23 protein-coding genes and 2 pseudogenes are annotated in these 25,645 nt (G+C 37.1%); 22 read left to right on the top strand and 3 right to left on the bottom strand.

The genetic code is table 11. The annotated features are described in order from the left end of the window. Nucleotides 1–24: 24 nt before the first annotated feature. The gene (locus KHA96_RS19555; RefSeq protein ID WP_213130982.1) at nt 25–1,242 is read right to left on the bottom strand and encodes a hypothetical protein; all 1,218 of its coding nucleotides are present in this window, start codon (nt 1,240–1,242) and stop codon (nt 25–27) included. Continuing rightward, nucleotides 1,229–1,741 carry an RNA polymerase sigma factor gene (locus tag KHA96_RS19550; protein WP_213130981.1) on the bottom strand — a complete coding sequence of 171 codons (513 nt, stop codon included), beginning with the start codon at nt 1,739–1,741 and terminating at the stop codon, nt 1,229–1,231. The genes KHA96_RS19555 and KHA96_RS19550 overlap by 14 nt, the downstream gene beginning before the upstream one ends. A gap of 718 nt (nt 1,742–2,459) precedes the next feature. On the opposite strand from KHA96_RS19550, the gene KHA96_RS19545 reads away from it, so the two are divergent. From KHA96_RS19545 to KHA96_RS19445, 21 genes and pseudogenes are all read left to right on the top strand, one after another. Further along, nucleotides 2,460–3,191, top strand: coding sequence for a class I SAM-dependent methyltransferase (locus tag KHA96_RS19545; RefSeq protein ID WP_213130980.1), 732 nt, complete (start codon nt 2,460–2,462; stop codon nt 3,189–3,191). 86 nt (nt 3,192–3,277) lie between these two features. Next, the gene (locus KHA96_RS19540) at nt 3,278–4,156 is read left to right on the top strand and encodes an aminoglycoside phosphotransferase family protein (protein WP_213130979.1); all 879 of its coding nucleotides are present in this window, start codon (nt 3,278–3,280) and stop codon (nt 4,154–4,156) included. 318 nt (nt 4,157–4,474) lie between these two features. Further along, nucleotides 4,475–5,824: a BC_2427 family protein gene (locus KHA96_RS19535; protein ID WP_213130978.1), complete on the top strand. Its 1,350-nt coding sequence runs from the start codon at nt 4,475–4,477 to the stop codon at nt 5,822–5,824. Nucleotides 5,825–5,986: 162 nt separating this feature from the next. Further along, nucleotides 5,987–6,748 carry a CsxC family protein gene (locus tag KHA96_RS19530; protein WP_249315775.1) on the top strand — a complete coding sequence of 254 codons (762 nt, stop codon included), beginning with the start codon at nt 5,987–5,989 and terminating at the stop codon, nt 6,746–6,748. A 624-nt stretch (nt 6,749–7,372) separates the two neighbouring features. Beyond that, nucleotides 7,373–8,390, top strand: a pseudogene (locus KHA96_RS19525) (alpha/beta fold hydrolase). 485 nt (nt 8,391–8,875) lie between these two features. Continuing rightward, complete coding sequence (locus tag KHA96_RS19520; protein WP_213130976.1) at nt 8,876–9,706, top strand: PP2C family serine/threonine-protein phosphatase; 831 nt, start codon at nt 8,876–8,878, stop codon at nt 9,704–9,706. Then, the gene (locus tag KHA96_RS19515; RefSeq protein ID WP_213130975.1) at nt 9,699–10,373 is read left to right on the top strand and encodes an alpha/beta family hydrolase; all 675 of its coding nucleotides are present in this window, start codon (nt 9,699–9,701) and stop codon (nt 10,371–10,373) included. The genes KHA96_RS19520 and KHA96_RS19515 overlap by 8 nt, the downstream gene beginning before the upstream one ends. Before the next feature lie 11 nt (nt 10,374–10,384). Then, entirely contained in the window at nt 10,385–10,822 is a 438-nt protein-coding gene (locus KHA96_RS19510) for a hypothetical protein (protein ID WP_213130974.1), read from the top strand. Nucleotides 10,823–10,905: 83 nt separating this feature from the next. Beyond that, complete coding sequence (locus KHA96_RS19505) at nt 10,906–11,328, top strand: VOC family protein (RefSeq protein WP_213130973.1); 423 nt, start codon at nt 10,906–10,908, stop codon at nt 11,326–11,328. 78 nt (nt 11,329–11,406) lie between these two features. Beyond that, the gene (locus KHA96_RS19500) at nt 11,407–11,973 is read left to right on the top strand and encodes a DUF1697 domain-containing protein (protein ID WP_213130972.1); all 567 of its coding nucleotides are present in this window, start codon (nt 11,407–11,409) and stop codon (nt 11,971–11,973) included. Between the two features lie 209 nt (nt 11,974–12,182). Continuing rightward, on the top strand, nt 12,183–12,644 hold the full coding sequence (locus KHA96_RS19495; protein ID WP_213130971.1) for a VOC family protein: 462 nt from the start codon (nt 12,183–12,185) through the stop codon (nt 12,642–12,644). 55 nt (nt 12,645–12,699) lie between these two features. Then, nucleotides 12,700–13,043: pseudogene (locus KHA96_RS19490) on the top strand (transposase); the annotation flags it as partial. Between the two features lie 478 nt (nt 13,044–13,521). Further along, nucleotides 13,522–14,550 (top strand): inositol 2-dehydrogenase, encoded by a 1,029-nt coding sequence (iolG, locus tag KHA96_RS19485; RefSeq protein WP_213130970.1) that lies wholly within the window; start codon nt 13,522–13,524, stop codon nt 14,548–14,550. Next, nucleotides 14,543–15,355, top strand: coding sequence for a 5-deoxy-glucuronate isomerase (gene iolB, locus KHA96_RS19480; protein WP_213130969.1), 813 nt, complete (start codon nt 14,543–14,545; stop codon nt 15,353–15,355). The genes iolG and iolB overlap by 8 nt, the downstream gene beginning before the upstream one ends. A gap of 2 nt (nt 15,356–15,357) precedes the next feature. Beyond that, nucleotides 15,358–16,356 (top strand): 5-dehydro-2-deoxygluconokinase, encoded by a 999-nt coding sequence (iolC, locus tag KHA96_RS19475; protein WP_213130968.1) that lies wholly within the window; start codon nt 15,358–15,360, stop codon nt 16,354–16,356. Nucleotides 16,357–16,377: 21 nt separating this feature from the next. After that, nucleotides 16,378–17,820, top strand: a complete 1,443-nt coding sequence (locus tag KHA96_RS19470) for a CoA-acylating methylmalonate-semialdehyde dehydrogenase (protein WP_213130967.1) — start codon at nt 16,378–16,380, stop codon at nt 17,818–17,820. A gap of 4 nt (nt 17,821–17,824) precedes the next feature. Further along, complete coding sequence (locus tag KHA96_RS19465; RefSeq protein ID WP_213130966.1) at nt 17,825–18,112, top strand: hypothetical protein; 288 nt, start codon at nt 17,825–17,827, stop codon at nt 18,110–18,112. Between the two features lie 11 nt (nt 18,113–18,123). Next, nucleotides 18,124–20,058: a 3D-(3,5/4)-trihydroxycyclohexane-1,2-dione acylhydrolase (decyclizing) gene (gene iolD, locus KHA96_RS19460; protein WP_213130965.1), complete on the top strand. Its 1,935-nt coding sequence runs from the start codon at nt 18,124–18,126 to the stop codon at nt 20,056–20,058. Between the two features lie 15 nt (nt 20,059–20,073). Next, nucleotides 20,074–20,970: a myo-inosose-2 dehydratase gene (gene iolE, locus KHA96_RS19455; protein ID WP_213130964.1), complete on the top strand. Its 897-nt coding sequence runs from the start codon at nt 20,074–20,076 to the stop codon at nt 20,968–20,970. A 7-nt stretch (nt 20,971–20,977) separates the two neighbouring features. Continuing rightward, nucleotides 20,978–22,021, top strand: a complete 1,044-nt coding sequence (locus KHA96_RS19450) for a Gfo/Idh/MocA family protein (protein ID WP_213130963.1) — start codon at nt 20,978–20,980, stop codon at nt 22,019–22,021. 25 nt (nt 22,022–22,046) lie between these two features. Next, nucleotides 22,047–23,048 (top strand): LacI family DNA-binding transcriptional regulator, encoded by a 1,002-nt coding sequence (locus tag KHA96_RS19445; protein ID WP_213130962.1) that lies wholly within the window; start codon nt 22,047–22,049, stop codon nt 23,046–23,048. 343 nt (nt 23,049–23,391) lie between these two features. Here KHA96_RS19445 and KHA96_RS19440 read toward each other — a convergent pair whose 3' ends face one another. Beyond that, nucleotides 23,392–24,468, bottom strand: coding sequence for an RNA-guided endonuclease TnpB family protein (locus tag KHA96_RS19440; RefSeq protein ID WP_213130961.1), 1,077 nt, complete (start codon nt 24,466–24,468; stop codon nt 23,392–23,394). Between the two features lie 360 nt (nt 24,469–24,828). Here KHA96_RS19440 and KHA96_RS19435 point away from each other — a divergent pair, with 360 nt between their 5' ends. Further along, nucleotides 24,829–25,614, top strand: coding sequence for a pirin family protein (locus tag KHA96_RS19435; protein ID WP_349305803.1), 786 nt, complete (start codon nt 24,829–24,831; stop codon nt 25,612–25,614). Nucleotides 25,615–25,645: the final 31 nt, after the last annotated feature.

Here is a 25,645-nt window from a genome sequence, read left to right as displayed (position 1 = left end):
AATTGAAAAGTAATGTTAACGATGTTAAATCGTCCATCCGTCCTTTACAATTGCTACTAACTTCCAATCTCCATTTTCACTTTCTTCAAATACGAATATAATGCTTTCCCAGTCCATTCCGCCATTTTCTGGGGTGCCTTCGAGATAGTATTCGACCGTTTTTGATTGAGGGAAGAAATCCTTAATATTGTTCTTCATATTACCGCGTTCCTTTAAATCATCAATCAACACTAAACCATCTTTTATTAATTTTTCTACAGATAGGAATTCGGCAAAATATTCACTTGTTGTAAGCTTGATTGACATCCCGCTTCCGGCATAATTTCCCCATAAATATTCTTTCTTGTCATGTAATAACTCGCTAATTTCATTCTTTTGGAAAACGACGGAATCTTCGTTTACAAATACATAAGGTGAAAATAAAAGACCTTTTTCTGAATGGACGTAATCCGATAGCTTCGCAAAATCCTTCGCATTTATTCCTTCTATAATGGCTTGTGCGGTTTCCTGTAGAATAACTTTTTCGTCAAGGTTCTTTATTTCCGCTTTACTGATGACCCAATTCCCATCAACTTGCTGAAAGTGGTAAGTTAATAAAACATGCCCAATTGATATATTATTTTGTTCTTGGGTTGCTGTGTAATAGTTATTCTCTACTTTTTGAACAGTAAAATCCTCATCTTCCATCAGCCAAGCCGGTCCATCAATTGCAATAATAAATACATTCCCGTCTTGTTCATTAAAATAAGTGTCAACTAAAGATGCAGCGAAATCGTCTGTCATAATGATGGAGAAATGTTGTTGAATTTCTCTTTTTGTATGGAAAGAGGTTATTTGACCATTATTTTCATTTGCTTCATTTACTAATGAATCAAATGATTCCTTGTATTGGTTCGTGAGTTCCTTTGCTATTTCAGCACTAAATTCCATCGTATTTTGTTTTGGAGGATTTTCTTTTATAGTTGGATTTTGTACATCGCCCGGTTTACTATTTTCATTGTTTAGAAAGTGGTTGCCATCAATAAAAATAAAAGTGAAGAATATTAGTAAAGAACATGCTATGACACCGCCTATCCCTGCCAGGGTTTTTCTCATCCTAGTTGCCCTCCTTTCGCTATTTTCATATTGAATAACAGTTCTCATCAACTGAGTGTGAATGATCTTTTGTTTTGATTCGTTTAATTTAAAGGATGGTAAGTCACGGAGCTTTTGTTCAATGTCCTTTTGATTAGAGCTCATCATTTAAATCCCCACCTTGTAGCTTTCTTAGTGATTTCAATGCTCGGTGATAATTTGTTCTCACTTTTGCTTCTTTCCAGTTTAGAATTTCAGCTGTCTCCGCTACCGTCATTTCCTTTATCCCTCTTAGTAAAATTACATCCCTATAGTTACTTTTTAACTTTTGAATATCATTGTATAATGTTTGTTTTTCTTCATTTTGTAAGAGGATTTTTTCAGGAGATTCCCCATCTTTAATGATCATTTGTTCATCGAAGGCTATTTTCTTTTTTCTATTTCTTTTTCGAGCTTCATCGATTGCAACATTACGGGCAATGCTAAATATCCATGTTTTTGGACTAGATTGTCCTCTATATGACGTCAACCCCTTTATTACTTTAATAAAAACTTCTTGAACCAAATCGTCTACATCAATTGTCCCTGTATAATAGACTAAATAATCGTAAACATCATGGCTATATTGATGAAACCATTCGGATATGATTGAGTTGCTTTTTGACATGTCACTGTCCCCCGTCTTTGATTTCACTTATTTAGACGTATTTAAATTCTGCTTATGACACTAAATATTATATTTATAAAAAATAGGCGTTTGCAGATTTCCCGCCAAGAAATTCCACAAGTTATTCCTCTCTTTAGAAGTGGGATAGTAGAAGGTAAAATACAAAGTGGCGTTGAAAAAAGAAAGTTTGTACTATTTAAAAACTTGAAACGTAATAGTCCCCACCGATATTTAGAAATATAGTAAAATGACAAGTAACACTTAACGAAAAGGATGTTTTTTGAGAGAGATTAGATCGACCTTTACAGAATGGTCGTATCACACCATTCTATAAGTGAGAATGATTCTGAGAGCAATGGTGCTGTGTTAAAGTACTATGCGCCAAAAAACAACCTTTTAATGGATTTACTTGTACAACAAGTCTAGAAAATTCTGATTTAAAAGAAGACAGAGTTTTAAGAATGGTGATAAATGTCGTAAATAAAACATGCGCTGCCAGGATGGCGAGGATACTATATCGATACTAAAGGTAATATATTGGGAATCCATAAACCAGATGAGAATGTGAGTTAAATATATGCTTTGAACCACAGAAAAGTTTGGAAATAAGAGGAATGAGTGGGGTGATTGGAATGGTTAGAAGGATAAAAGTAGCCTCCTGAAAGACTAGTTATTAATTTTTAGGTGGCTATCTTAATTAATAGGAGATGTTCAAATTATGAAACAAAACAAGTATGATGACCCGAATTTCTTTTCCGCATATGAAAAAATGCCAAGATCTACTAAAGGACTGGAGGGAGCAGGAGAATGGCACATATTAAAAGAACTTTTTCCGGATTTGCTGAATAAGCATGTGCTTGATTTGGGATGTGGCTTTGGCTGGCATTGTCGTTATGCTCGCGAACAAAATGCAAGTTCTGTTATAGGTGTAGATATATCCGAAAAAATGCTCAATAAAGCCCGTGAAAAAACGGAAGATCCATTCATTACGTATATTAAAACGCCCATTGAGGATGCTGATTTCTCAGAATCTCAATTTGATGTAGTTATGAGTTCATTGGCATTTCATTATATTAAGTCATTTGACACAATCTGTAAGAAAGTCTTTCATTGGTTAAAGCCAAGGGGTTCATTTATATTTTCGGTGGAGCATCCCATTTTCACCTCTCGGAATGAACAAGATTGGCAATTTGATAACCAAGGAAGTATTCTACATTGGCCAGTGGATGATTATCAATTTGAAGGTGTGCGTGAAACAACATTTCTAACAGAGAATGTTATTAAATATCATAGAACATTTTCAACGTATGTAAATAACTTAATTGATGCTGGTTTTCTTTTGAAAGCGATTAAGGAACCTATTCCTTCCGAACAAATGTTGAAGAGTATTCCTGAAATGAAAGACGAACTAAGGAGACCAATGTTTTTAATCATTTCAGTAGAAAAGTGAATGTTAATAACTAATACATTTCGAGTGGACTTAAAATAGAAGATGAGTACCGCTTATAATTATAATCGAAGAAAGGAAGATTATTATTGGCAACTCCTATAAGTACTGTGAATTGGATTGAAAAAAATGAAATGTTGGATGATTTATTGCACAATGAATCGACATTAACTATACATCAAATGGACCAAGGTTTTGAAGCTGAAGTGATTAAAATAAGTTCAGAGAAAGAGAGTTTTGTATTAAAAATATGGAATAAAAGTTCTAATCCAGATGTTCGTTTTCAATATCATTTATTGAATGTACTTTTTGAAAAAGGATTGTCTGTTTCTAGGCCAGTAGCTTGGGGAGTAAATCCTTATTCAGAAAAAGTGCTGCTAACAACTTTTGATGGAATGCCTATTAGAAAAGTAAATAAAAAGAAAATGACCGGGATCGCAAATATACTTTCAAATTTACATCAAATGCCCCTAATCGATATTGGAGATATACATCTTCCAAAGTTCGATTTCGTTTCCTACGTTTTTCCGGGACTAAGTGAACATTCTGACTTGCATAACGCGATTCAATCTCTAGTACGTCTAATCGAAATAAAGCAAGAAAATGTTATTCATGGAGATTTTCATTTAGGAAATATTGTTGAAGAAGATGACCAATTTACTATTTTAGATTGGACAAACGGACAACTAGGTGATGCTAGATACGATTTTGCGTGGTCACTTACATTGAAGAAAATTTACATATCAGAACGACATGCACTTTTTTTCCGTTCAGCCTATCTAATGAAAAATGACATAAGAGAGAAAGAACTTGAAGTTTTTGAAGCTTTAGCATGTATTAGATGGATTTTACTTTATAGAAATGGTGGAGTTCCGAAAGGTCCTAATACAATTGATAGGGTAAAAAGTTTAATTAAAAACAATCCTTATCTAGACGAGATGGATGCCAATAACTTTGTGAATTCCTGATATAATTTAAAAGATAACGAAAGGGCCCTGAAGAAATTTACTGGTACGATTACGGTAAATCGCAAAGGGATAGAGGAGAATTTAACAAAGCGAAAATGAAATAAAACGTCGTCTTACCCCTTTTCTCTTTTTATTAGGAAAAAAATTTAGATGAACCGACTACTTCTGCTTATGATGTAGTCGGTTGTTTTGCGTTTTTGACGTTCCGAAATATTTAGTTTAAGTAATGAAATCGTGATTCAATAATGTCTAGTGACAAAAGTCCAAATAAAAGCATAAATAATTATAATGATGATGTTATGATTTAGGAGTGATAAGATGAGTACTCCATGGCTTAACCATACAAGTATGAAAGAAGTATGCTCTAATCAAATTGAATACACCACATGGAATAATAAAACGATCTCTACTGATCGAATAGATAATACAACTCAACTAGATCATGCTTCTGACATGTTAGCAAATGAAATGGAGGATAGATTTGTTAATAAAGAGATAGAAGGACTGGAAGGTGCAAGCAAAGGTAATCCCGATACCGAGCTTTACAGTTCTACTGATTTAAATAATGAGATGGAAAACCCCATTGCCGAGGAAACAAATAATTTTAGTCCTATAATGACACTGGACCCTGCAGATTATTCAGATGATACTATTTCCATCCCTCCCGAAGCTGTCGTTAAGCATGAGATGGTTGATATAGAAGAAAAAGACAACTTCAGTACTGAAAAGACATTGAATTTTATAGATCATCACGATACATCAAAACAAAATAAGATTATCTCAGAATCTCACTATAAAGATGATCTGATAATCCATCATGAAAAGGAGGGGACAGATGAAATAATACTTACAGAAGAACCAGATCTTGCACTAAAAAAAGATGATGATGAACAACCTGAATCTGATATTGAGGATGAAATGACTAAATTGGAAGAGGGAATAGTGTATTTTACGACTAGAAAAACCCCATTTTCTACTAATGTTGAAATTGATGACTTTCTTCACGCACCAATCTGTGGGGAGATTGTTAAAAATACATTTGAATTTCTTGACCTAAATAATAACCAAGCGCCTCAACCTGAAACGAAAGTTATAAATACCACGACTCATTATCCAGAACAGCCTGATTGTCATTTAGTGTGTACAACAATTGATGAAATGATATTTTTAACGAATAAAACTGATGTTGATCAAGAGGTTCTAACGACTAACCAACATAAATCAATTGTAGTTCCCTTACATGACACTAAATTAACTGCGAAAAAAGAAATGAATGATACAATCGATCCTTATAAAACTATTCATATAAGGGTTCCGGTTATCATTGGGGAATATAAAATTGAGATATGTTTGGAAGAAAATATAGTATTTGAAAAGAAAATGATAAAAGTTAATGAAATCTCAAAAGAGGTAATTCTAACCAACTGTATATTCGTTCCAAACCAACTTTCCAGAACACAAAATGATGGAACATATACAGCTTCTAAAGGAAATTTATTTGTTGAAGGATTTATACATCAAGAGATTGAGTATACAGTATTCCACGATAGTGCTACAATCCCGGAACTAGATGAGTCGGCCAGTTATTCAACTCAATTATCTCAAAAAATAGTTTTGGAATTAATTATACATTTATTGCAATCACAAAAAGTTCGGGTGATCGGATGAAAATAAAAACTTGAAAGATTAATCCCTTCGTTTGTCCCCTTTTTTTTATTAAATTAGGCAGATACGACTGTTACAATCGTCCATTCATGATTTCATATTCTGCATAATCTAGCCATATAGAGGGTCATAGCCCTTAAAATAATTGAAATGAGGGGAATTCAATTGTCAGATCATCCTGTTAATCCAAATACGCCTTGTCCAGTGACAGCAAAAGAACAAATTCCATTAGGCGCTGCGAATACACCAGTAGTTCTTACACCTATTACCACTCCAACTATTAAAGTTCCGGTTGCAATTGCGGAGCCGACACTACAAATTGTTGTCGAGTCGGATATTCATCTTGCTCCTGCAGCAACAGAAATCAAAAGAGTGAAAAAAAATGTATTCTTAAATCAAGTCAAACTTGTACCGGTTACATTTGCGCGTATTGATAACACTGATTTTTTTCGAGTAACTAGAGGGAAATTATTTGTAGCAGGGCATATTCGCAAAAATATAGAATATGCAACAGCAGCATGTAATGGAGTTATTCGTGACAGAATTGTCGATGTTCCGTTTTCTGGTTTTGCCGATATTACTTTTCCTGTCGGAGCTGGAGGACCAACTCCAGTCTTAGGAATATCAGAGTCAGCAGAAGCAAACTTTCTTAATGAAAAAACCGGCTTAGACGCAAGGTTAGATAAAGCATTCTTCCAAAACCTTGTTAAGTATAACGAACAGCCATATGGTGAATTAGTAGCCGCCAACTTCTTTGAAGTAGATTTTTCGCCACATATGACAAATCCTGAGGGCAAAATTCACACATTGCGTGAAAAAATTGTTTTAGATCTTACTGTGAAAATCGTTCAAGTTCAGCAACTCACATTAGCTAGTGCAGTTAGCTTAGTAACACCTATCCTCCCTGGACTTACTCCTCCAGTGTGAGTATGAAATCATAATGAAAATAGGCTGACCAAAATGTGAGTGATAACTGACTTTTTGCGACAGCCTTTTAATTTGCCTTTTGTCAGGGCATAGCATGAATAGTGAAAATGTTATTGATTTAGTGTTGGATATATTAATACAAGCAGACATAACTAAATTTGAGTAGGAAACAGGCGTAGTCTCAGTATAAGTAGAGTTTTTACGTGTTTTCTCTTCATATCTTATATTTTATTTTTTGCCAGCTGTTCCATATACCCAAATGATTTCCACTCGTATCAAAAACTGGAAACCTTATCCGCCATTAAACATCTCTTTATGAAGTTCCTCTATATTATTTATGCTTGCAACACTGTTACTTGTAGTTCGATTATCATCTTAAACTGATTTGATTCATTACGATCATTACTAATAATATTTTGCCTAATTTCACCATTAAATATCTTGGTCCTGGATTTCTATTTGTCAGTGGTCATGATTTTTTTAGTTTATTTTTCATTAGGAGAGGTAGGACATTGAAGCTTTTGCGTGGAATATTGATACAGTGTGTTTTATTAAGTAATGTTTTTTCTTTGAAGATTTAACGGAGAGAAAAGTAAATAAAGATATTAGGAAAGAAAAAAGAAGCTGATTGTAATTTGTAGTTTAATTTTTTCATTAGTTCTAATTAGTTTCGTCTTCCCTACATGGACACCAAGCATTAAAGGGAATAATAGTATTAGCACTTTGGAACAAGTTGAAATAAATGGGACTAAATTGGAAGTCATGATTAGAGGTAATGATCGCTCTAACCTGACTATCATATTTATTCATGGTGGTCCAGGGTGTTCAGAAATTCCATATGTTAGGAAGTACCAAGATGTACTGGAAAAGAATTTTACGATTGTTCATTATGATCAGCGAGAAAGCGAGAAGTCATATCAATTTTTTGAGGATTATTCAAATCTATCAACAGATTTGCATGTAGAAGACCTTTTGGAAATGACGGGTCATATAAAAGAATTGCTGGGACAAGAAAAAGTAAAATTAATTGGGCATTCTTTTGGTGCGTATATAGGAATGAAAGGTGAAAGTAAAGTACCAGACAAATTTTCAATGTACATAGGAATTGGACAGGTTTCAAATTCGATTCAAAGTGAATTAGACAGTTTGGATTTTGCCATCAATGAGGCAACATTAGTTGGAAATTCAAAAGATGTAAAAAAACTTGAAAGCCTCAGAAACTCTATTGAAAATGGTGAAATACTTACACCAAGAAATTTCGTCCGAAAATATGGTGGAGCAGCAAGACTGATTAACGACAATATGGATTACTATTTAGGATTTGTTTTTAGTCCTGAATATAATTTTCTTGATGTTGTTCGTTATATAAAGGGAGTTTCTCTTTCGCAGAAGATCTTAATACGTGAGGAACGAAAAAATGATTACAAGTATAGTGGATAAACTGGAAACCCCTTGTTTTATCGTCATGGGAAAATATGATTATATGACGTCAGTCCATGCTGCGAAAACGTACTATGACCAAATTGCGGCACCAGTTAAAGAGTATGTAGTTTTCGATAAATCCGCTCATTACCCACAATTTGAGCAAAAAGAGTTATTTGCTGATTGGTTAAACGATACATGGGAAGATTTTAACCATTAGTAAAGTAAAGAGGATTCTTTAATAACCGTGCAGTAGTAATGTAGGAAGGATTTTGTATATGAAATCAATTACATTTTTATTCATTTTAGTAACTAAAAAGAATCGATAAGATGTATTCAGCATTACTTGGAATACAATTTCAAGAAGAAATGGGGACCGGGAGACCTGGATTAACGTTAGACAATCATTGTTTTGACGAGGTATTAATGCTGCTTATGAATTAGTCCAAGCTATGAGAGCGGAAATTGTAACTGAAATAGGAACATTACCTGATCTTGCAGATTTTACGTTTAAAGACCCTGACGGAAATATCATAATGATTTGTACTTGTATTACTTAATAAAGGAAGAAAAGGTTAAATTTATCAAAATGCTGGCACTCACTCTTCGAAAATAATTGATTTCTTTATGATAAAAAGTATAATTCTTACAATTTAGATGAGACTTGCCAATAGTAATTTATGATGACTAACAGGGGGGAGTTCTATGTCAAATAGAAATAACATATTTGAGTGGAGCGGAAGCAAAATTCAATATATAGATGAGATAAAGATAGATTCATGCAATCATGTTCTTATTGGCACGTACGGCGGTAATTCAAATGCAGGAGCCAATAAGAATGAAGATGGTGCTTTAGTTTGGAAGGGCGCGGATTGGGAGATGTCCATGATCTTGGATGGTCATGATAGTTCGGAGAGTGTTGATCTCGTAATCCGTACGATTCAAAATGAATGGGAAAGCATTTCAGAGATTTTAAGTAAACGTATCGAAAGTGTATTTCCATTATTAGAAAGTCATTTACTTTCAGTCTTTCAATCTGCTGAATTTATTGCCGCCTGTGAAAAAGTAAAGGGAGAAACGGCCTGCCTCATATGTGTTAGAAAAGAAAATTATCTTTACTGGTTTTCGGTAGGAGATTGCTTAGTTTACTTATTGCATGACGAGTTGCATAAGTTAGGACAATATAAATTGAATCAACGTCAATTTTATGAATGGATTGGCTATGTTAATACTTTTTCTTTACCTGTTCCTTGTTTTTCTTCTGGTATTAGGGAATTAAGACCCGGAAGAAACGTAATTGTAATGCTTACGGACGGCGTATTGGAGTGCGAGGAAGAATATTATCAAGATAGTAAGAATATATACAACGAGTTTCCGGATGAGATGGAAATAGAAAGTGGTTTAAGGCGAATGTTACAACATGTTCACGATCATCAAGGCAGTGATAGTGGCACGATCATTTGTTGGGAACATCACAACCTTTTTTCTGCCCAGTATCCAAGTGATCTACCAAATAGGGGGGAAGTATATGTATGAGTTTCATGAAGGAAACGTAGTTAGAAATGAACAGTCAACCATAAGCTATACATGGATTTGTGGTAAAGAAAAAAATAATAGTCTTTGCATTATGTTTCCGGGACTTGGCTACACAACTCAGCGACCGCTTTTTCATTATGCGACAAATGTATGTATGAATGAAAATGTTGATATTCTCCATATTAATTATAATTATTTAGGCAATGAAGCCTTTAAAAAACTGGACCATCACGATCAGGATCAATGGATATATGAAGATGTGAAGTCTGTGGTTACAGCAGTTCTTAAAGATACTAAGTATGAAACGTATTTTATATTAAGTAAATCTATTGGAACCATTCCTATGGCATATGAATGGATTGAGAAGGACTTTATAAGTGGCCAAAATACATATGGAATTTGGCTGACACCACTTATAAAAGATGAGATTGTGTACAATGCCCTTTCAAATACAGAGATTCCTTCTTTTTATGTAATAGGAACGGATGACCCTCATTATGTTGAAGAGCTTATTACTTCTATTAATGAAAATCCAAACGTTGCAGGACTTGTTATCCCTGAGGCAAATCATGGATTAGAGGTAAAAGGAGATATTAAAACGACAATTAATATTGTTTATGATGTGATAGAGTCTATTGAGAAATTTATACAAAAATATAAAGAATAAATAATGGGGGGATGAAATTGCATCCAATAACCGTTATTGAAACAATCGCATCAAGTATTTTCATAGCTACTTTATTTATTGTCGCTATTTTATTACCAAGAAGTTTAAGGAAGCCTGGGATATTTATTGCTGGTTTATTGACTTGTCTACTTCTTATGTTCTTTGCAACACGCCCCTACATACACGACTATCAATTTTCAAAAAAGAAGGAGTATTTAAATCAATACCTCATTAAAAAGTACCCTAATCAAAATTGGGAAATAACGAGGCGAACGGGAAGGCAATATAATAGAAATTATTTACTTGTAAAATTTGAAAATGAAAGTGATTGGACTTATGCTTATCTCGTGAAAAATAAAAAGAGAATTTGCCAAGGTGCATGGATGCCTGCTGAAGGGAAATTTCCCGATGAGGGCAAGCATTACGAAGTGAGAGACTGTGAGAATTAATAAATCCAAATATGTGATAGTTGTGAAGGACATTTTTAAACTATGAGAGGGCTTTGCTGACTAAGCTTCTATGGGAGAATAATATGAAACCAAGAATTTCAGTCATTACATTAGGTGTGGATGATTTAGAAAGATCATTGAAATTTTATCGGGATGGGCTCGGGTTGCCAACAGAAGGGATAGTAGGCAAAGAATTCGAGCATGGTGCTGTCGCATTTTTCGACTTACAGTCAGGATTAAAACTCGCAATTTGGAATCGAAAAGATATAGCTTTTGATACAAATATGGAGAAAGCACCACCTAGTCCTACTGAATTTACAATTGGACATAATGTTTCTAGTAAAGAAGAGGTAGATTTAGTAATAAAACAGGCGGTGAAAGCTGGTGCAATTATAACCGTCCCTGCACACAAAACTTTTTGGGGTGGATACTCTGCATACTTCCAAGATCCGGACGGTCATTTATGGGAAGTCGTTTGGAATCCAGAGTGGGAGTTTACAGACTAAGCTTAAGGCTAAATCAGGTTGTTGTTGGAGTGAATACGCGGACGTATGTATATATAAATTTATGGTGGGTGGGATTGTATGACCATATATATTGCACTACTTAGAGGGATAAACGTAGGGGGACATAATAAAATTAAAATGGCAGAATTAAGAAGTTCCCTTGAACAGCTGAGGTTGCAAAACATTAAAACATATATCCAAAGCGGAAATATTCTCTTTGAGTCGAGCGAACCTGAGGAAATTTTGCAACAGAAAATTCATATGAAAATTAAAGAGGATTTTGGGATATTTAGTGATGTTATTATTAGGACAGCCGAAGAAATACAGGAAATTATCAATCAATCGCCTTTTTCAGATCAAATGATACTAGAAGCAAGTACTTCATCTAAAGGAGAGTGCATGCATGTTGCTTTTCTGCAGACAGCTCCTTCCAAAGTCAACAGGGACAAGATATTACCTTATATAAATGAAAAAGAACTCTGTGCCATAAATGGTAAAGATGTCTACCTTTTATTTTACGACAGCGTTCGAAATTCCAAACTCGCTAATAATCTGAAGAAGCTTGAGGTGCCGGCGACTGTCCGAAATTGGAAAACAGTCAATAAGCTATCGAGCATGGTTGAGGAATTCGACCATAAAAAATAAATCTAAAGTGAAAATACACTGTAACTTTATAAGAAAGGACAGTGTATTTTTAATTGGAACAATTTAGTCAATTTCATTTCATAGCAATTAAATTTAAAAATAAAGCTTGAAAGGCAGTAATTCTCATTTTTTCTTCAGCAGCAGGAAAACATTATATGGAAACAGAAGATATCTATGATTTGTCATCAATTATGTAGAGGAGATGGGATATGCAAACAAATGAAGAAACCAAAGTGGAAAAGAGAATACGGGAGATTACAGGGATGACTTGTATTTATGTTCCAGTCAGCAACGTTTATGAGTCCGTTAAATGGTATCAGAAAAATCTAGGTTGCCAACCTGCAGACAACCATGAAGTTGAGCCTGGGATGAAGATGTCTATCTTGAGGTTTTTCGAAGCAGACGGAAACCCTTCAGACCCAGCTACGTGTACAATTCCTGCTTTGTTCCTTCACGAGTCGGCGGAAGAAGGGGGGCGGTTAGGCTTTTCGTGGACAGTGGACGGAGGTAAACGGCACGCTGTTGGCTGTTTCATTACCCCACATATCCAAGAACTTTTCGAACGTTTTAAAGAAAACGGAGTGAACATTTTAGGCGAACGTGTTACTTGTGGTCCTAATGTAACGTTTGCTGATCCTGACGGGAATATATGGGAAATATGGCAACCATAATTGTTTTACTAACGATAACAAAAGTAAAGTGAACAAAAAAGAAGCTGCCATAATTACATTAGAGGGCTATCGCCAATACAAATCAAATCCTTCCCTATGTGTGAATTGTCCATTGCTTCAACAGTGTACGCAAAGTCAGAACCATCAAAAACTGATTCAGCATCATATTTGAGAAGAGTATGTAGAAGAGGCAGATCATCTCTGGTACCAAATAGATGTAAAAGAGATCTATGCACGACGCAAAGAAACGATTGAAAGGGTCTTTGCTGGTGCGAAGGAAAAGCATGGTATGCGTTGGACAACGTTAAGAGGCCTTAAAAATTTTCCATACAGGCGATGCTTACTTTTAGTGCCATGAATTTAAAAAAGTTGGCAAATTGGACTTGGCAACTTGCTTAAGAAGACAAAAACTAGTTGATTGGAGGGAAAGGTGCTTGACTCCTGGGGGATTAGCGTTACAGCCAAGACCCCGCAGGAGCGTCAGCGACGAGGAGGCTTGGCGAACGCCCCCTGGAAAGCAAGCACCTGGAGCGGAAATCAACGGGATGTTACCGCAATTCCTTATAAAAATGACAAAAGGAAGGCATCAAGAGAGTACTCTCGATGCCTTTTGTCGACAATCTGAAGCTGCCATAATTACATTTGGCAGCTTTACTTACTAAGGTAATATAATTATTTTTAAATTATTAAATATTCTCACAGTCAATATTGATATGGGGAAAATAGTGTTATATAGTAGTAAGTAAGAAAGCGCTTTACCTATTGTTGTTGCTCTATTAATGCATATAATTTACTATATTGTACGAACTAGCAGTCTATAAAGTTCATATTTTTTTCTTTTAAGGTAAGCGCTTAACTAAAACTAGAGGTGAATGCGATGAGAAAATTGAATGTTGGAATAATCGGTGCAGGGAGGATTGGTCAGCTGCATGCAGATAATATGTTGCAATCGAATGTGATTAATCTAAAAGCAATTGCAGATTTACATATTGAGCATTTAAATGACACACATTTTCAGCAACAAATACCGCTTATTACGACTGAACCTAGAAAGATATTTGCCGATCCCGCGATCGATGCCGTCTTTATTTGTTCTTCCACGGATACACATGTCAAGTTCATTAAAGATGCGGCCAAAGCAGGAAAACATATTTTCTGTGAAAAGCCAGTAAGCTTTAACATTGAAGAGACGAGAGAAGCATTAAAAGCGGTTCAGGAAGCAGGAGTAAAGCTTCAAGTTGGCTTTAACCGCCGCTTTGACCAACATTTTCGAAAAGTCTATGAAACTGTTAAAGAAGGAAAAGTTGGAAATCCCCATATTATTAAAATAACATCACGAGACCCACAACCACCACATGAGGAATACATTAAACGTTCCGGCGGCATGTTCATGGACATGACGATTCACGATTTTGATATGATTCGCTACCTTTCAGGAAAAGAAGTAGTAGAAGTATCTGTAAAAGCTGCAAATTTAGTTGATCCCATTTTTGAGAAATACAATGATGTAGACACTGCGATTACAACTCTTACATTTGAAGACGGCTCGCTCGGTGTCATTGATAATAGCCGACAAGCAATGTATGGCTACGACCAGCGAATAGAAGTGTTTGGCGACCTAGGTGTTGCTTTTGCCGAAAACGAAAGATATACGAACGTTCAAATAGCTACAAAAGATTCTATTCTATTAGATCATCCTAAGTTTTTCTTCCTTGATCGGTATAAAGCAGCTTTTATGTCTGAAATTCACGAGTTTGCAAAAGCGATCATTGAAAATAAGGCGGTATCCTGTAGTGGAGAAGATGGCTATAAGGCTGAGTTAATCGCACTTGCTGCGAAAGTATCAGTAAAGGAAAAGCGTTCTGTATCATTGTCAGAGTTGGAAAAGGAGGATGTACGTGTCTAAATTACTTGTAAAACCTAAAAAGCGCGACGATGAAGGGAAGATTTTACACGTTTCACCGGAAACGGCGAATTGGGAATACGTTGGATTTGAAGTGTATTCCTTAAAAGAAGGGGAGAAATTCACGAGATTAACCGAAAAAAGTGAAGCCTGCCTTGTTTTATTAAGCGGAAAAGCAGATGTCCAGACAGAAAAGGAAACCTTTAGCGATATTGGTGGAAGAATGAGTGTTTTTGAAAAAACCCCGCCATATTCTGTATATGTTCCGAATGATGACTCCTATACGGTGAAAGCCTTAACCGATTTAGAACTGGCTGTTTGTCTAGCGCCTGGAAAAGGAAATTATCCGGCAAGATTAATCTCCCCTGAGGATGTAGGGCAAGAAGATCGTGGATCGGGAAAGATGAGTAGAAAAATCCATAATATTTTACCCGAACAAAAAGAGGCTGATAGTTTACTAGTCGTGGAGGTTTTTACACCTGATGGGAATACATCAAGTTATCCGCCACATAAACATGATGAGGATCGCTTACCTTATGAATCATATTTAGAAGAAACATATTATCACGAGATTAATCCGTCTCAAGGATTTGTTTTCCAGCGAGTTTATAATGATGACCGCAGCTTAGATGAAACAATGAGCGTCGAACATCGAAATGTAGTGTTGGTCCCAGAAGGCTACCACCCAGTGTCAGCTGTTGCTGGATATGAATCGTATTACTTAAACGTGATGGCAGGTCCGAATCGGACTTGGAAGTTTCATAATGATCCGAATCATGAATGGCTTTTTAATAGGAAGGGTGACTAACAGTGTACAACTTAAATTTTAAACAAGATCGTTCCCTCGATTTAATTGGAATTGGCAGGCTTTGCATAGACTTAAATGCTGATCAGTTCAATCGTCCAATGGAAGAAACATCTTCTTTTACAAAATATGTTGGAGGATCTCCGGCGAATATTACGATTGGCTCTTCCAGATTAGGTTTAAAAACAGGGTTTATCGGAAAAGTAGCGGACGATCAAATGGGGCGTTTCATCGTTCAATACTTAAAAATTAACGATATCGATACTTCCGAAGTTTCGGTTGATCATACTGGTGCTGTAACAGGGCTTGCTTTTACAGAAATTAAAAGTCCGGAAGATTGCAGTATTTTAATGTATCGCGATAATGTGGCGGATTTAAAACTAGAAACGGCCGATGTTTCTGAAGATTATATTAAACAATCTAAAGTTCTACTTGTCTCTGGTACTGCGCTGGCGGCAAGCCCTTCAAGAGAGGCAGTTTTTCTGGCGTTGGATTTTGCACGAAAAAATAATGTTGTCCTCATTATGGATTTGGACTACCGTCCGTATACTTGGAAATCCGCTCAGGAAACGGCGGTGTACTATAATTTGGCTGCGGAAAAGTGTGACGTCATCATCGGAACACGTGAAGAATTCGATATGATGGAGCAATTTGAAAAAGATTTCAATCAGGATGATCAAAAAACAGCTCAGAAATGGTTTGATTACTGTGCTGAAGTTGTGGTGATCAAACATGGTTCTGAAGGATCAATTGCCTATACGAAAAATGGCGATTCTCATAAAGGCGGCACATTTAAAACGAAAGTATTGAAGACATTTGGAGCAGGTGATGCGTATGCATCAGCATTTATTTTCGGATTGATGAATGGTTGGGATATTCCAAAAGCGATGGAATTCGGAAGTGCTTCAGCAGCGATCGTCATTTCCAAACATAGCTGTTCAGATGCGATGCCAACGAAGAGTGAAATTGATGAGTTTATAGATGACGCTGTGGCAATTGATTAATCATACTTGGAGGTTTTGAACATGACACATATACAAAATTATATAGGTGGAGAATGGGTGAATGCGAATACGGCGAAAACGGAAATCGTCTATAACCCGGCAACAGGGGAAGAGCTTGCACATGTTCCCATTTCATCAAAAGAAGATGTGGACAGGGCAGTTCAAGCAGCGGCAGATGCATTTGAAGCTTGGAAAGAGATGCCTGTTCCAAGACGGGCCCGTATTCTATTTAAATATCAACAACTCTTAGTGGAGCATTGGGATGAACTAGCAACACTAATTACAAAAGAAAATGGCAAAAATTTTACTGAAGCCCATGGGGAAGTATTGCGTGGCATTGAGTGTGTGGAATTTGCTTCAGGTGCACCAACTTTGATGATGGGAAAACAATTACCTTCTATTGCTACGGATCTTGAATCAGGAGTTTATCGTTATCCGCTCGGTGTTGTCGGAGGAATTACCCCCTTTAATTTTCCAATGATGGTGCCGTGCTGGATGTTTCCGATGGCAATCGTAACAGGAAACACGTTTGTTCTTAAACCTTCCGAGCGGACGCCGTTACTAGCGAATCGTTTAGTACAGCTATTTGAGGAAGCGGGATTGCCTAAAGGAGTGCTGAATATTGTCCATGGTGCCCACGACGTCGTAAATGGATTATTGGATCACAAGGATGTGAAGGCAATCTCATTCGTCGGCTCCCAACCAGTGGCGGAATACGTCTATAAACGTGGAACGCAAAATTTAAAACGAGTTCAAGCACTGGCTGGCGCGAAAAATCATTCCATCGTATTACATGATGCCAACTTGGATAATGCTGCAACGCAAATTATGAATGCGGCGTTTGGTTCCGCAGGAGAACGTTGTATGGCAGCTTCAGTTGTTGCGGTGGAAGAGGCAGTTGCCGATGAATTTATCGACATCTTATTACAAAAAACAAACGACATTAAAATAGGCAATGGACTAGAAGAAGGTGTTTTCCTAGGACCAGTTATACGTGAACAGCATAAAGAAAGAACATTGCAATATATTGAAAAAGGTATAGAAGAGGGTGCCCGTATTGTTCGAGATGGTCGTAAGGACAGCGTGGATGGGGACGGATATTTCGTAGGAGCAACAATATTTGACGAAGTGACAAGTGAAATGAAAATATGGCAAGACGAAATATTTGCTCCCGTATTGTCTATCTCACGTGTGAAAAATCTTGAAGAAGCAGTACGACTTGCGAATGAATCAAGATTTGCAAACGGCGCTTGTATTTTTACAAAAGATGGAGGAAGCGTGCGCAAGTTCCGCGAAACGATCGATGCGGGGATGCTTGGAGTCAATATCGGAGTCCCAGCCCCAATGGCATTCTTCCCATTCTCAGGATATAAAGACTCCTTCTACGGAGATTTGCATGCGAATGGGACAGATGGCGTGGAATTTTATACGAGAAAGAAAGTTGTAACTGCTCGCTGGGTATAAATGATTGTTTATTCACGATGAAATTAATGGATTAGATAATTTCATCGCTAATACCTCGTTAATACTCGATAAAATAGTGCTGGGAAGAGATTTGGTCGAGAATTCTGAGTTAATTCTCGATGAAATAGCACTGGTAGATGGTTTGGCCGAGAATTCAGCGGTAATTCACGATGAAACGACTCTGGGAGAAGGTTTGATCGAGAATTCAGGTTTAATTCTCGATGTAATGGTGCCGAGAATAGATTTAATCGAAAATCTCTGCGAAATGCACAAGCGATTCAACCCCAATTAACAAAAAATGAGGTGAGTTTTATGAAACTAACAACTGCTCAAGCTTTGATAAAGTTTTTGAATCAGCAATATATGGAGAGAGATGGCAAGGAGCAAAAGCTTTTCAAAGGAATTTTTACGATTTTTGGTCATGGAAATGTGCTCGGTATGGGGCAAGCGTTGGAAGAGGACAGTGGTGATCTTGAAGTATATCAAGGTCGAAATGAACAAGGGATGGCCCATGCGGCAACTGCTTTTGCCAAACAAATGCATCACGGACAATTAATTGCTTGTACTACTTCGGTTGGCCCTGGTTCGGCAAATATGGTAACAGCGGCTGGAACGGCAACAGCTAATAATATTCCTTTGCTCTTGCTAACAGGGGATACTTTTGCAACTAGACAACCCGACCCGGTTCTTCAACAAATTGAACAACCTTATAATCTTGGGATCTCTACGAATGATGCATTCAAGGCTGTCAGTAAATATTGGGATCGCATCAATCGTCCCGAGCAATTGATGTCCGCGATGATAAATGCGATGCGTGTGTTGACGAGTCAAGGAGATGCCGGTGCTGTTACGATTGCTCTTCCGCAAGATGTTCAAGGTGAGGCATATGATTTTCCTGATTCCTTTTTTAAAAAGCGTGTTTATACGATTAATCGAAAAAGGCCAACGGATCGAGCTTTAAATGAAGCAATTGAATTAATTAAAAGTAAGAAAAAACCGCTTATCATCTGCGGTGGAGGTGTCCGTTATTCGGAAGCGGCAAGTACTTTGCGTGAATTTTCCGAAGCCTTTCATATACCTTTTGCCGAAACGCAAGCTGGAAAAAGTGCGATTGAAAGCTCACATCCACTTAATTTAGGTGGAATTGGTGTAACGGGAAATGCTGCTGCGAATTCTATTGCAAAATCCGCTGATCTAGTCATTGGAATTGGTACAAGGTTTACGGATTTTACAACTGCTTCAAAGCATCTTTTTCAATCAGAGGATATTGATTTTATCACAATTAATATATCCGAGTTCCATGCAGGTAAATTAGATGCTACCCAAGTTGTAGCTGATGCAAAAACGGCACTGCATGCACTAATGGAAGAACTGAAAGATGCCCATTATAAGAGCTCATATGAGAGTGAAATTCAAGAAGCAAAAGCTTCATGGGCAGTTGAGTTAAAAAGACTTTGCGAAACAAATTACGGAGCGGCCGATTTTAAACCTGAAGTGGCGGGACATTTAGATGAAGAATTAGCTGAATATGAAGAAATCTTCGGATCAAGTCTTACACAAACCGCTGTTATCGGTCAAATCAATAAATCTATTGATGATGACGCAATTGTTGTTGGTTCTTCCGGTAGTTTGCCAGGAGACTTGCAAAGAATGTGGATGAGTAAAACACCAAATACGTACCATATGGAATATGGTTATTCATGTATGGGCTACGAAGTTTCGGGAGCACTTGGAGCGAAGATGGCGGCACCAGACCAAGAAGTATATGCATTTGTTGGGGATGGCAGCTATTTAATGCTTCATTCAGAGCTGATTACAAGTATTCAAGAGCAGAAAAAAATTAATGTCCTCCTTTTTGATAATGCAGGCTTTGGCTGTATTAATAACCTGCAAATGGGGAACGGAATAAGGAGCTTCGGTACGGAATTCCGTATGCGTGATCTTAAAACGAATCAATTGACTGGATCCATTATGCATATTGATTATGCGCAAAGTGCTGCTGGATACGGTGTGAAAACTTACACAGCAAGAACAATGGAGCAATTACTCGCAGCATTGGAAGATGCTAAAAAACAAGCTGTTTCTACCTTAATAGATATTAAAGTACTTCCGAAAACAATGACAGATGGCTACGGTGCATGGTGGCATGTCGGAGTTGCAGAAGTGTCTAAAAATGATTCGATTCAATCCGCTTTTGCAGAAAAAGAAGAACAACTGAAAAAAGCGAGACAGTATTGAAAGGAGGAAGCTATTATGTTTGATGTTACCGCAGTTAAGCTTGGAATTGCACCTATTGGTTGGACGAACGATGACCTACCCGAGCTTGGCGGAGAAAATACATTTGAACAGTGCATTAGCGAAATGGCACTTGCTGGTTTTTCAGGAACCGAAGTCGGCAACAAATACCCTAGAGATATTCCGATACTAAAAAAAGCACTAGCTTTAAGAAATTTAGAAATTGCAAGTGCTTGGTTCAGTGCCTTTTTAACGACAAAGCCTTTTGAGGAAACAGAAAAAGCGTATATTGCCCATCGCGATTTTTTACATGAAATGGGTGCAAAAGTAATCGTTGTTTCTGAACAAGGTCGCAGTATTCAAGGAAATGTAAATACTCCTTTGTTTGCGGAAAAACCTATTTTTACAAATGAGGAATGGACGAAGCTTGCGGAAGGATTAAATAGATTAGGTAAACTATCAAAAGAGAAAAATATGAAACTCGTTTACCACCATCATATGGGAACCGGAGTGCAAACAACAGAAGAAATAGATCGCCTAATGGCGATGACGGATCCGAATTTCGTATCTCTTTTATATGATACTGGTCATCTTTATTTTTCTGGGGAGGACCCACTCGAGGTTTTAGAAAAACATTTCAAAAGAATCAAGCATGTTCATTTAAAAGATGTTCGTTCTGAGATTGCTAGAGAAGTCATACAGGACCGTCTTAGTTTTTTAACAGCTGTGAAAAAAGGGGTGTTTACTGTCCCGGGTGACGGAGTCATCAACTTTGAACCAGTATTTCAAGTGTTGTCAAAGTCAGGGTATAAAGGTTGGATGATTGTTGAAGCTGAGCAAGATCCAGCACAAGCTAATCCGTTCGAATACGCTTTAAAGGCACGACATTTTATAAAAGAAACAGCCGGGGTGTGATGTCTAAATGAAAAAAGTTAAAGTTGGAATTGTAGGTCTTGGTCGGCTAGGCAGAAGGCATGCGGAAAACTTGGCATTTAGAATTCCACGCTGCGAATTATCAGCGGTATGCAGTGTTATAGAAGAAGAAGTTCAAGAGGTAATGGAAGCATGGAATATACCTTACGGATATACAAAATATGAAGATATTCTCGCGAATAAAGAATTAGATGCCATTTTTATCGCTTCACCTTCTAATTTCCATTGTGAGCAAATTAAACAAGCTCTAGATCTTGGATTTCATGTTTTTAGCGAAAAACCATTGGGACTATACGTGGAGGAAGCTTATGATGTTCAACAGGCAGTAAAAGCTCATCCTAATCAAGTGTTCATGCTTGGGTTTATGCGCAGATATGACCGTTCTTATATGGCGGCAAAGGAAAAAATTGAAGCGGGAGTAATCGGTAAACCAATTTTAATTCGTTGTTACGGTTTGGACCCGGCTAATAAAATGGAGAGCTTTTTAAAATTTGCCCGTGCGAATTATAGTGGAGGTCTTTTCCTTGATATGTCCATCCATGATTTTGACTTGGCGCGTTGGTATCTAGGAGTAGAAGCAAAGGAAGTTTGGGCAATTGGGGGCAGTTACGCTCGTCCGGAATTTGATGAAATTGATGATGCCGAAACGGGTGCGGCAATGGTTCGTTTTGATAATAATGCGATCGGAATTTTTGTAGCTGGCCGCAATTGTGCCCATGGATATCATATCGAAACTGAAATTATCGGAACGAAGGGGACTCTTCGAATTGGAACAGTTCCAGAAAGAAATCAAGTTGTTATCATGAAAGATGAAGGTGTGATTCAAGAATGTGTAGATGGGTTCTTGGAACGCTTTGAGCAGGCATATTTAAGTGAAGCAGAGGAATTTATCAATTGCATTTTGGAGAATCGCACACCGAATATAAATGTTGAGGATGGCGTACAGTCAACCATTCTCGGATATTCATGTAAAACATCATTTGAAACAGGTCAATTAGTTCAAGTAAAAGCCAAAAATATGATATATGAGTAAGACCAAGAAATGAGGCATCTAAGAAATGAAACCAACGATTTATGATGTGGCCAAAGCGGCTGGAGTATCTATTGCTACTGTCTCAAAAGTTATAAACAATACTGGACAAATGCGCGATACAACAAGGGAAAGAGTTAAAGAAACAATGGAGAAGCTTAATTATCATCCCAGTTTGATGGCTTCTGCATTAACTGGAAAAGGGACCGAAACACTTGGGCTTTTGGTCCCCGATATTTCAAACCCATTTTTTTCTGAAATGGCAAAAACAATTGAAGATCGGGCGCATGAAAGTGGAATGAGTGTAATCATTTGCAGCACAGACGAAAACGTGGAAAAAGAGAAGAAATACATAGAACTTTTACAAAGAAAACATGTGGATGGAATGATTGTTGCTTCAAGCTTCCATAATAAAGAAGTTTTGGAAGGTGTCGCGAGTAGGGGAATTCCACTTGTTATGTTAACCCGGGACGATGCGGGTCTTGGAGTGACATCGATATCTGTGGATGATTTTAAAGGAGGATATGAAGCAACCTCTCATCTTATTTCAGAAGGACATCAAGATATTCTTATCATTGCTGAATATGCCAAAAGTAGTAAGCTAAGAATATACGGGTATCTAGAAGCCCATGCAGAGCATGATTTAGTAAGTCGTGAAGAAAATATATGTAGAACAGTCGCTTCAATAGAAAATGGCAAAGAATGCTTTAGGCAAATTGTTCAAAAAGGAAGAGTGCCGTCTGGAATTTTTGCGTGCAACGATCTTATCGCCGTTGGTGTTATACAAGAAGCTAAGGAAATAGGGTTAAAAATTCCAGAAGACTTATCAATCATCGGTTTCGATAATACGATTTTAGCTACTACAACCGTCCCTGGTTTAACGACAGTCGCACAACCTATAACTGAAATGGGAAAGAAGGTTGTCGATGTCATCATTAGCGAAATCAAAAATAAAAATCAAACAAAGGAACGAATATTATTTAAACCAAATCTCATTATTCGGGGAACGACAGCTAAGGCTAAAAGATGAGATGATCAATCTTATTTGAAAATCGATAACAATCATTAGTAATTCATATGACCAAAACAAATATATTTACACAAGTCAACATCAAATTGTAAAGTTGAATAAAGATATTCAAACAACAACGGGGAGTTATGATAATGAAAAATCAACATTTATCAATTTTTCAAAGAGATGTGAAGGATCATTGGTACTTGAGACTCCCACGACTAAAGTCGCAAGCCCTACACCTTACGGTGAAACGGGTGGGATTCTTGCATGACTAAACGTTCTCAATTCATTTCTGCTTTGAACAGCCTGCAAGGTTAGGGTATCTCATTACCCCCCATAGGGCAGAACATATAGTTCCCTAGGCTGATTGACTATTACCATCAACCACAGGTGCATATCGAATATTCATTGCACCGACGATATCACGATGTATCTGGAATCCGCATTTACACTTGTATTTTCTGTCTTGCGTTTTATTCATATCAGAGCATTTTGGACATGTTTGACTTGTGTATGCAGGATTCACGTACTCAACTTTAATCCCCACTATTTTTGCTTTGTATTTAATAAACTGGGATAAACGATAGAATGACCAAGTGTGCAAATTCTTTTCGTTTTTACGACTTGTGCGTGTCGTCTGTCTAATATTCGCCAATTGTTCCAGGCGAATAACAGATATTTTATTACCTTTAGCAAAATTGACAATAGCACGACTGATTTTATGATCTTGATCTTTCATCCAACGCTGCTCTTTATCTTGTGAATTACGAATAGCATTTAACTTTTTCTTTTTACCCAACGCTTTACGATCCGAACGAAATTTTCTCTTTTTAAACTTATTTTGTCTGCCATTGCCAAAGAACCGTACCTTTTCATCGTCTGTTACAGCAACTGCAGGTACTTTTAAACCAAGGTCTACTCCCATTACTTTCACACTTGATCCTTGGACGGTTGGAATGGTGACAGAAATTTGGGCGATCCATTTGTCTGATTTTTTGGTGATGCGAAGTGTACCTAATTTATGTTTAAGCAAATCAAGGGTGCGATTGTCTTTATCAACCAATAAGGCATGAATAGGCGTCTTCTTTGCTTTTCCATCCACCATGAGCGGCATTGAAAAATGGGTGAAATCAAAAGAATAGTTTTGATTATTCCATATACACATAGGTTTCTTTAAAGTGGGAACCACTTCATAATTACTTTTCTTTGCCTTTTTAAAAACACTTTTAGCGTCTTTGATCGCTTGGTTTTTCACTGCACTTGGCAGGGGAGCATCAATATGCTTGCTTGATTTCTTTGTACTTTTCTTTTCCGCTACCATCTCAGATACAAGATCGTTAATCGTTGAGATATATGTTTTACACATTTCAGTCAAGACCAAAGCCTGCTCTTTTGTAGGCAACAGTTTGATTTTCACCGTGATTATTTGAGACATGATTTCACCCCCTTGTTTTAGTTGTTCAACATATGTTCGGTTGATTGGCTTGATCCATTTCCAACAGTATTTATTCAATCTTTGAATCAAGAATAAAAATCGTTATTAGATGACACGGTGGTGCCTGTTCACCTTAATTAGCCTGTACCTATATTGTATTAGTTTTTGTTCGAAGTGGCAACATACGTTCGTTATAAGAGGGGCAATATTTCAAATGCTTGAAGTACCACAACCTTACGGTTTAATGTGGTCCGCATTTGACCGAACTTTCATCCCATTCCTAAAGGTGATGCTGCCGCACCGTAATGGGCTTTCTCGTTCGGAAGATCTGTAAAATACAATGAAAATGGCTATCCTCATGTGCAGCAAGGCTGGATATTGCCGCCAGAACGAAAAGAAGAATTTGATCCGTTTATCTTAATGGCTGATGATTGGTTTAAGCGCGGAACTTTTTCGGACCATCCTCATCGCGGCTTTCAAACTATTACATATGTAATTGATGGAAGACTCGAGCATATTGATAACCACGGAGGACATTCAATCTTGGAAGCAGGAGATGTACAATATATGAATGCTGGATGGGCGGCGAGGCATGCAGAAGAAGCAGTCGATGATGATTTAATTCATACTCTGCAACTATGGCTAAATCTTCCGAAACACTTAAAAAATACGAAAACATCGTATCAGAATATACATGTGGAAAAGGTTCCAGTTGTTTCGTTTGAACATGGATATCTGAAGGTATATTCAGGGAACATTTCAGGAGTTGTTGGTCCGATGAATAGTCTTGTCCCCATTACTATGACAGAAATAACTTTCACCGAGACGGGAAAGTACACATATAACCTCCCAGAAAATCACAATGCTTTTATAGTTGTTCGTGCTGGTGAAGTGGAAATAGGTGAGTCGAAAGTCAAATTAAAGAAAACTGGCGTAGCAACCCTTACTTTTAAAGAAGATGGCAATGATCAGGAGAGTGAATTAGTCATCAACGCAAACGAACGCGCAAAATTACTGATTTATTCAGGAGTACCTTTAAAAGAAGATGTCGTTCAATACGGTCCTTTTGTCATGAACTCAATGGAAGAAATTCAACAGGCATTTCGCGATTTTCATGAAGGGAAATTTGGGCCTCCCGCAAAATAGAATGTAAGGAAATCGAAGTTCCAATTTAAAT

It is taken from the genome of Bacillus sp. FJAT-49711, from assembly GCF_018343715.1.
Classification (GTDB): domain Bacteria; phylum Bacillota; class Bacilli; order Bacillales; family Bacillaceae_C; genus Lederbergia.
This window is presented reverse-complemented; position numbering and strand designations above follow the sequence as displayed.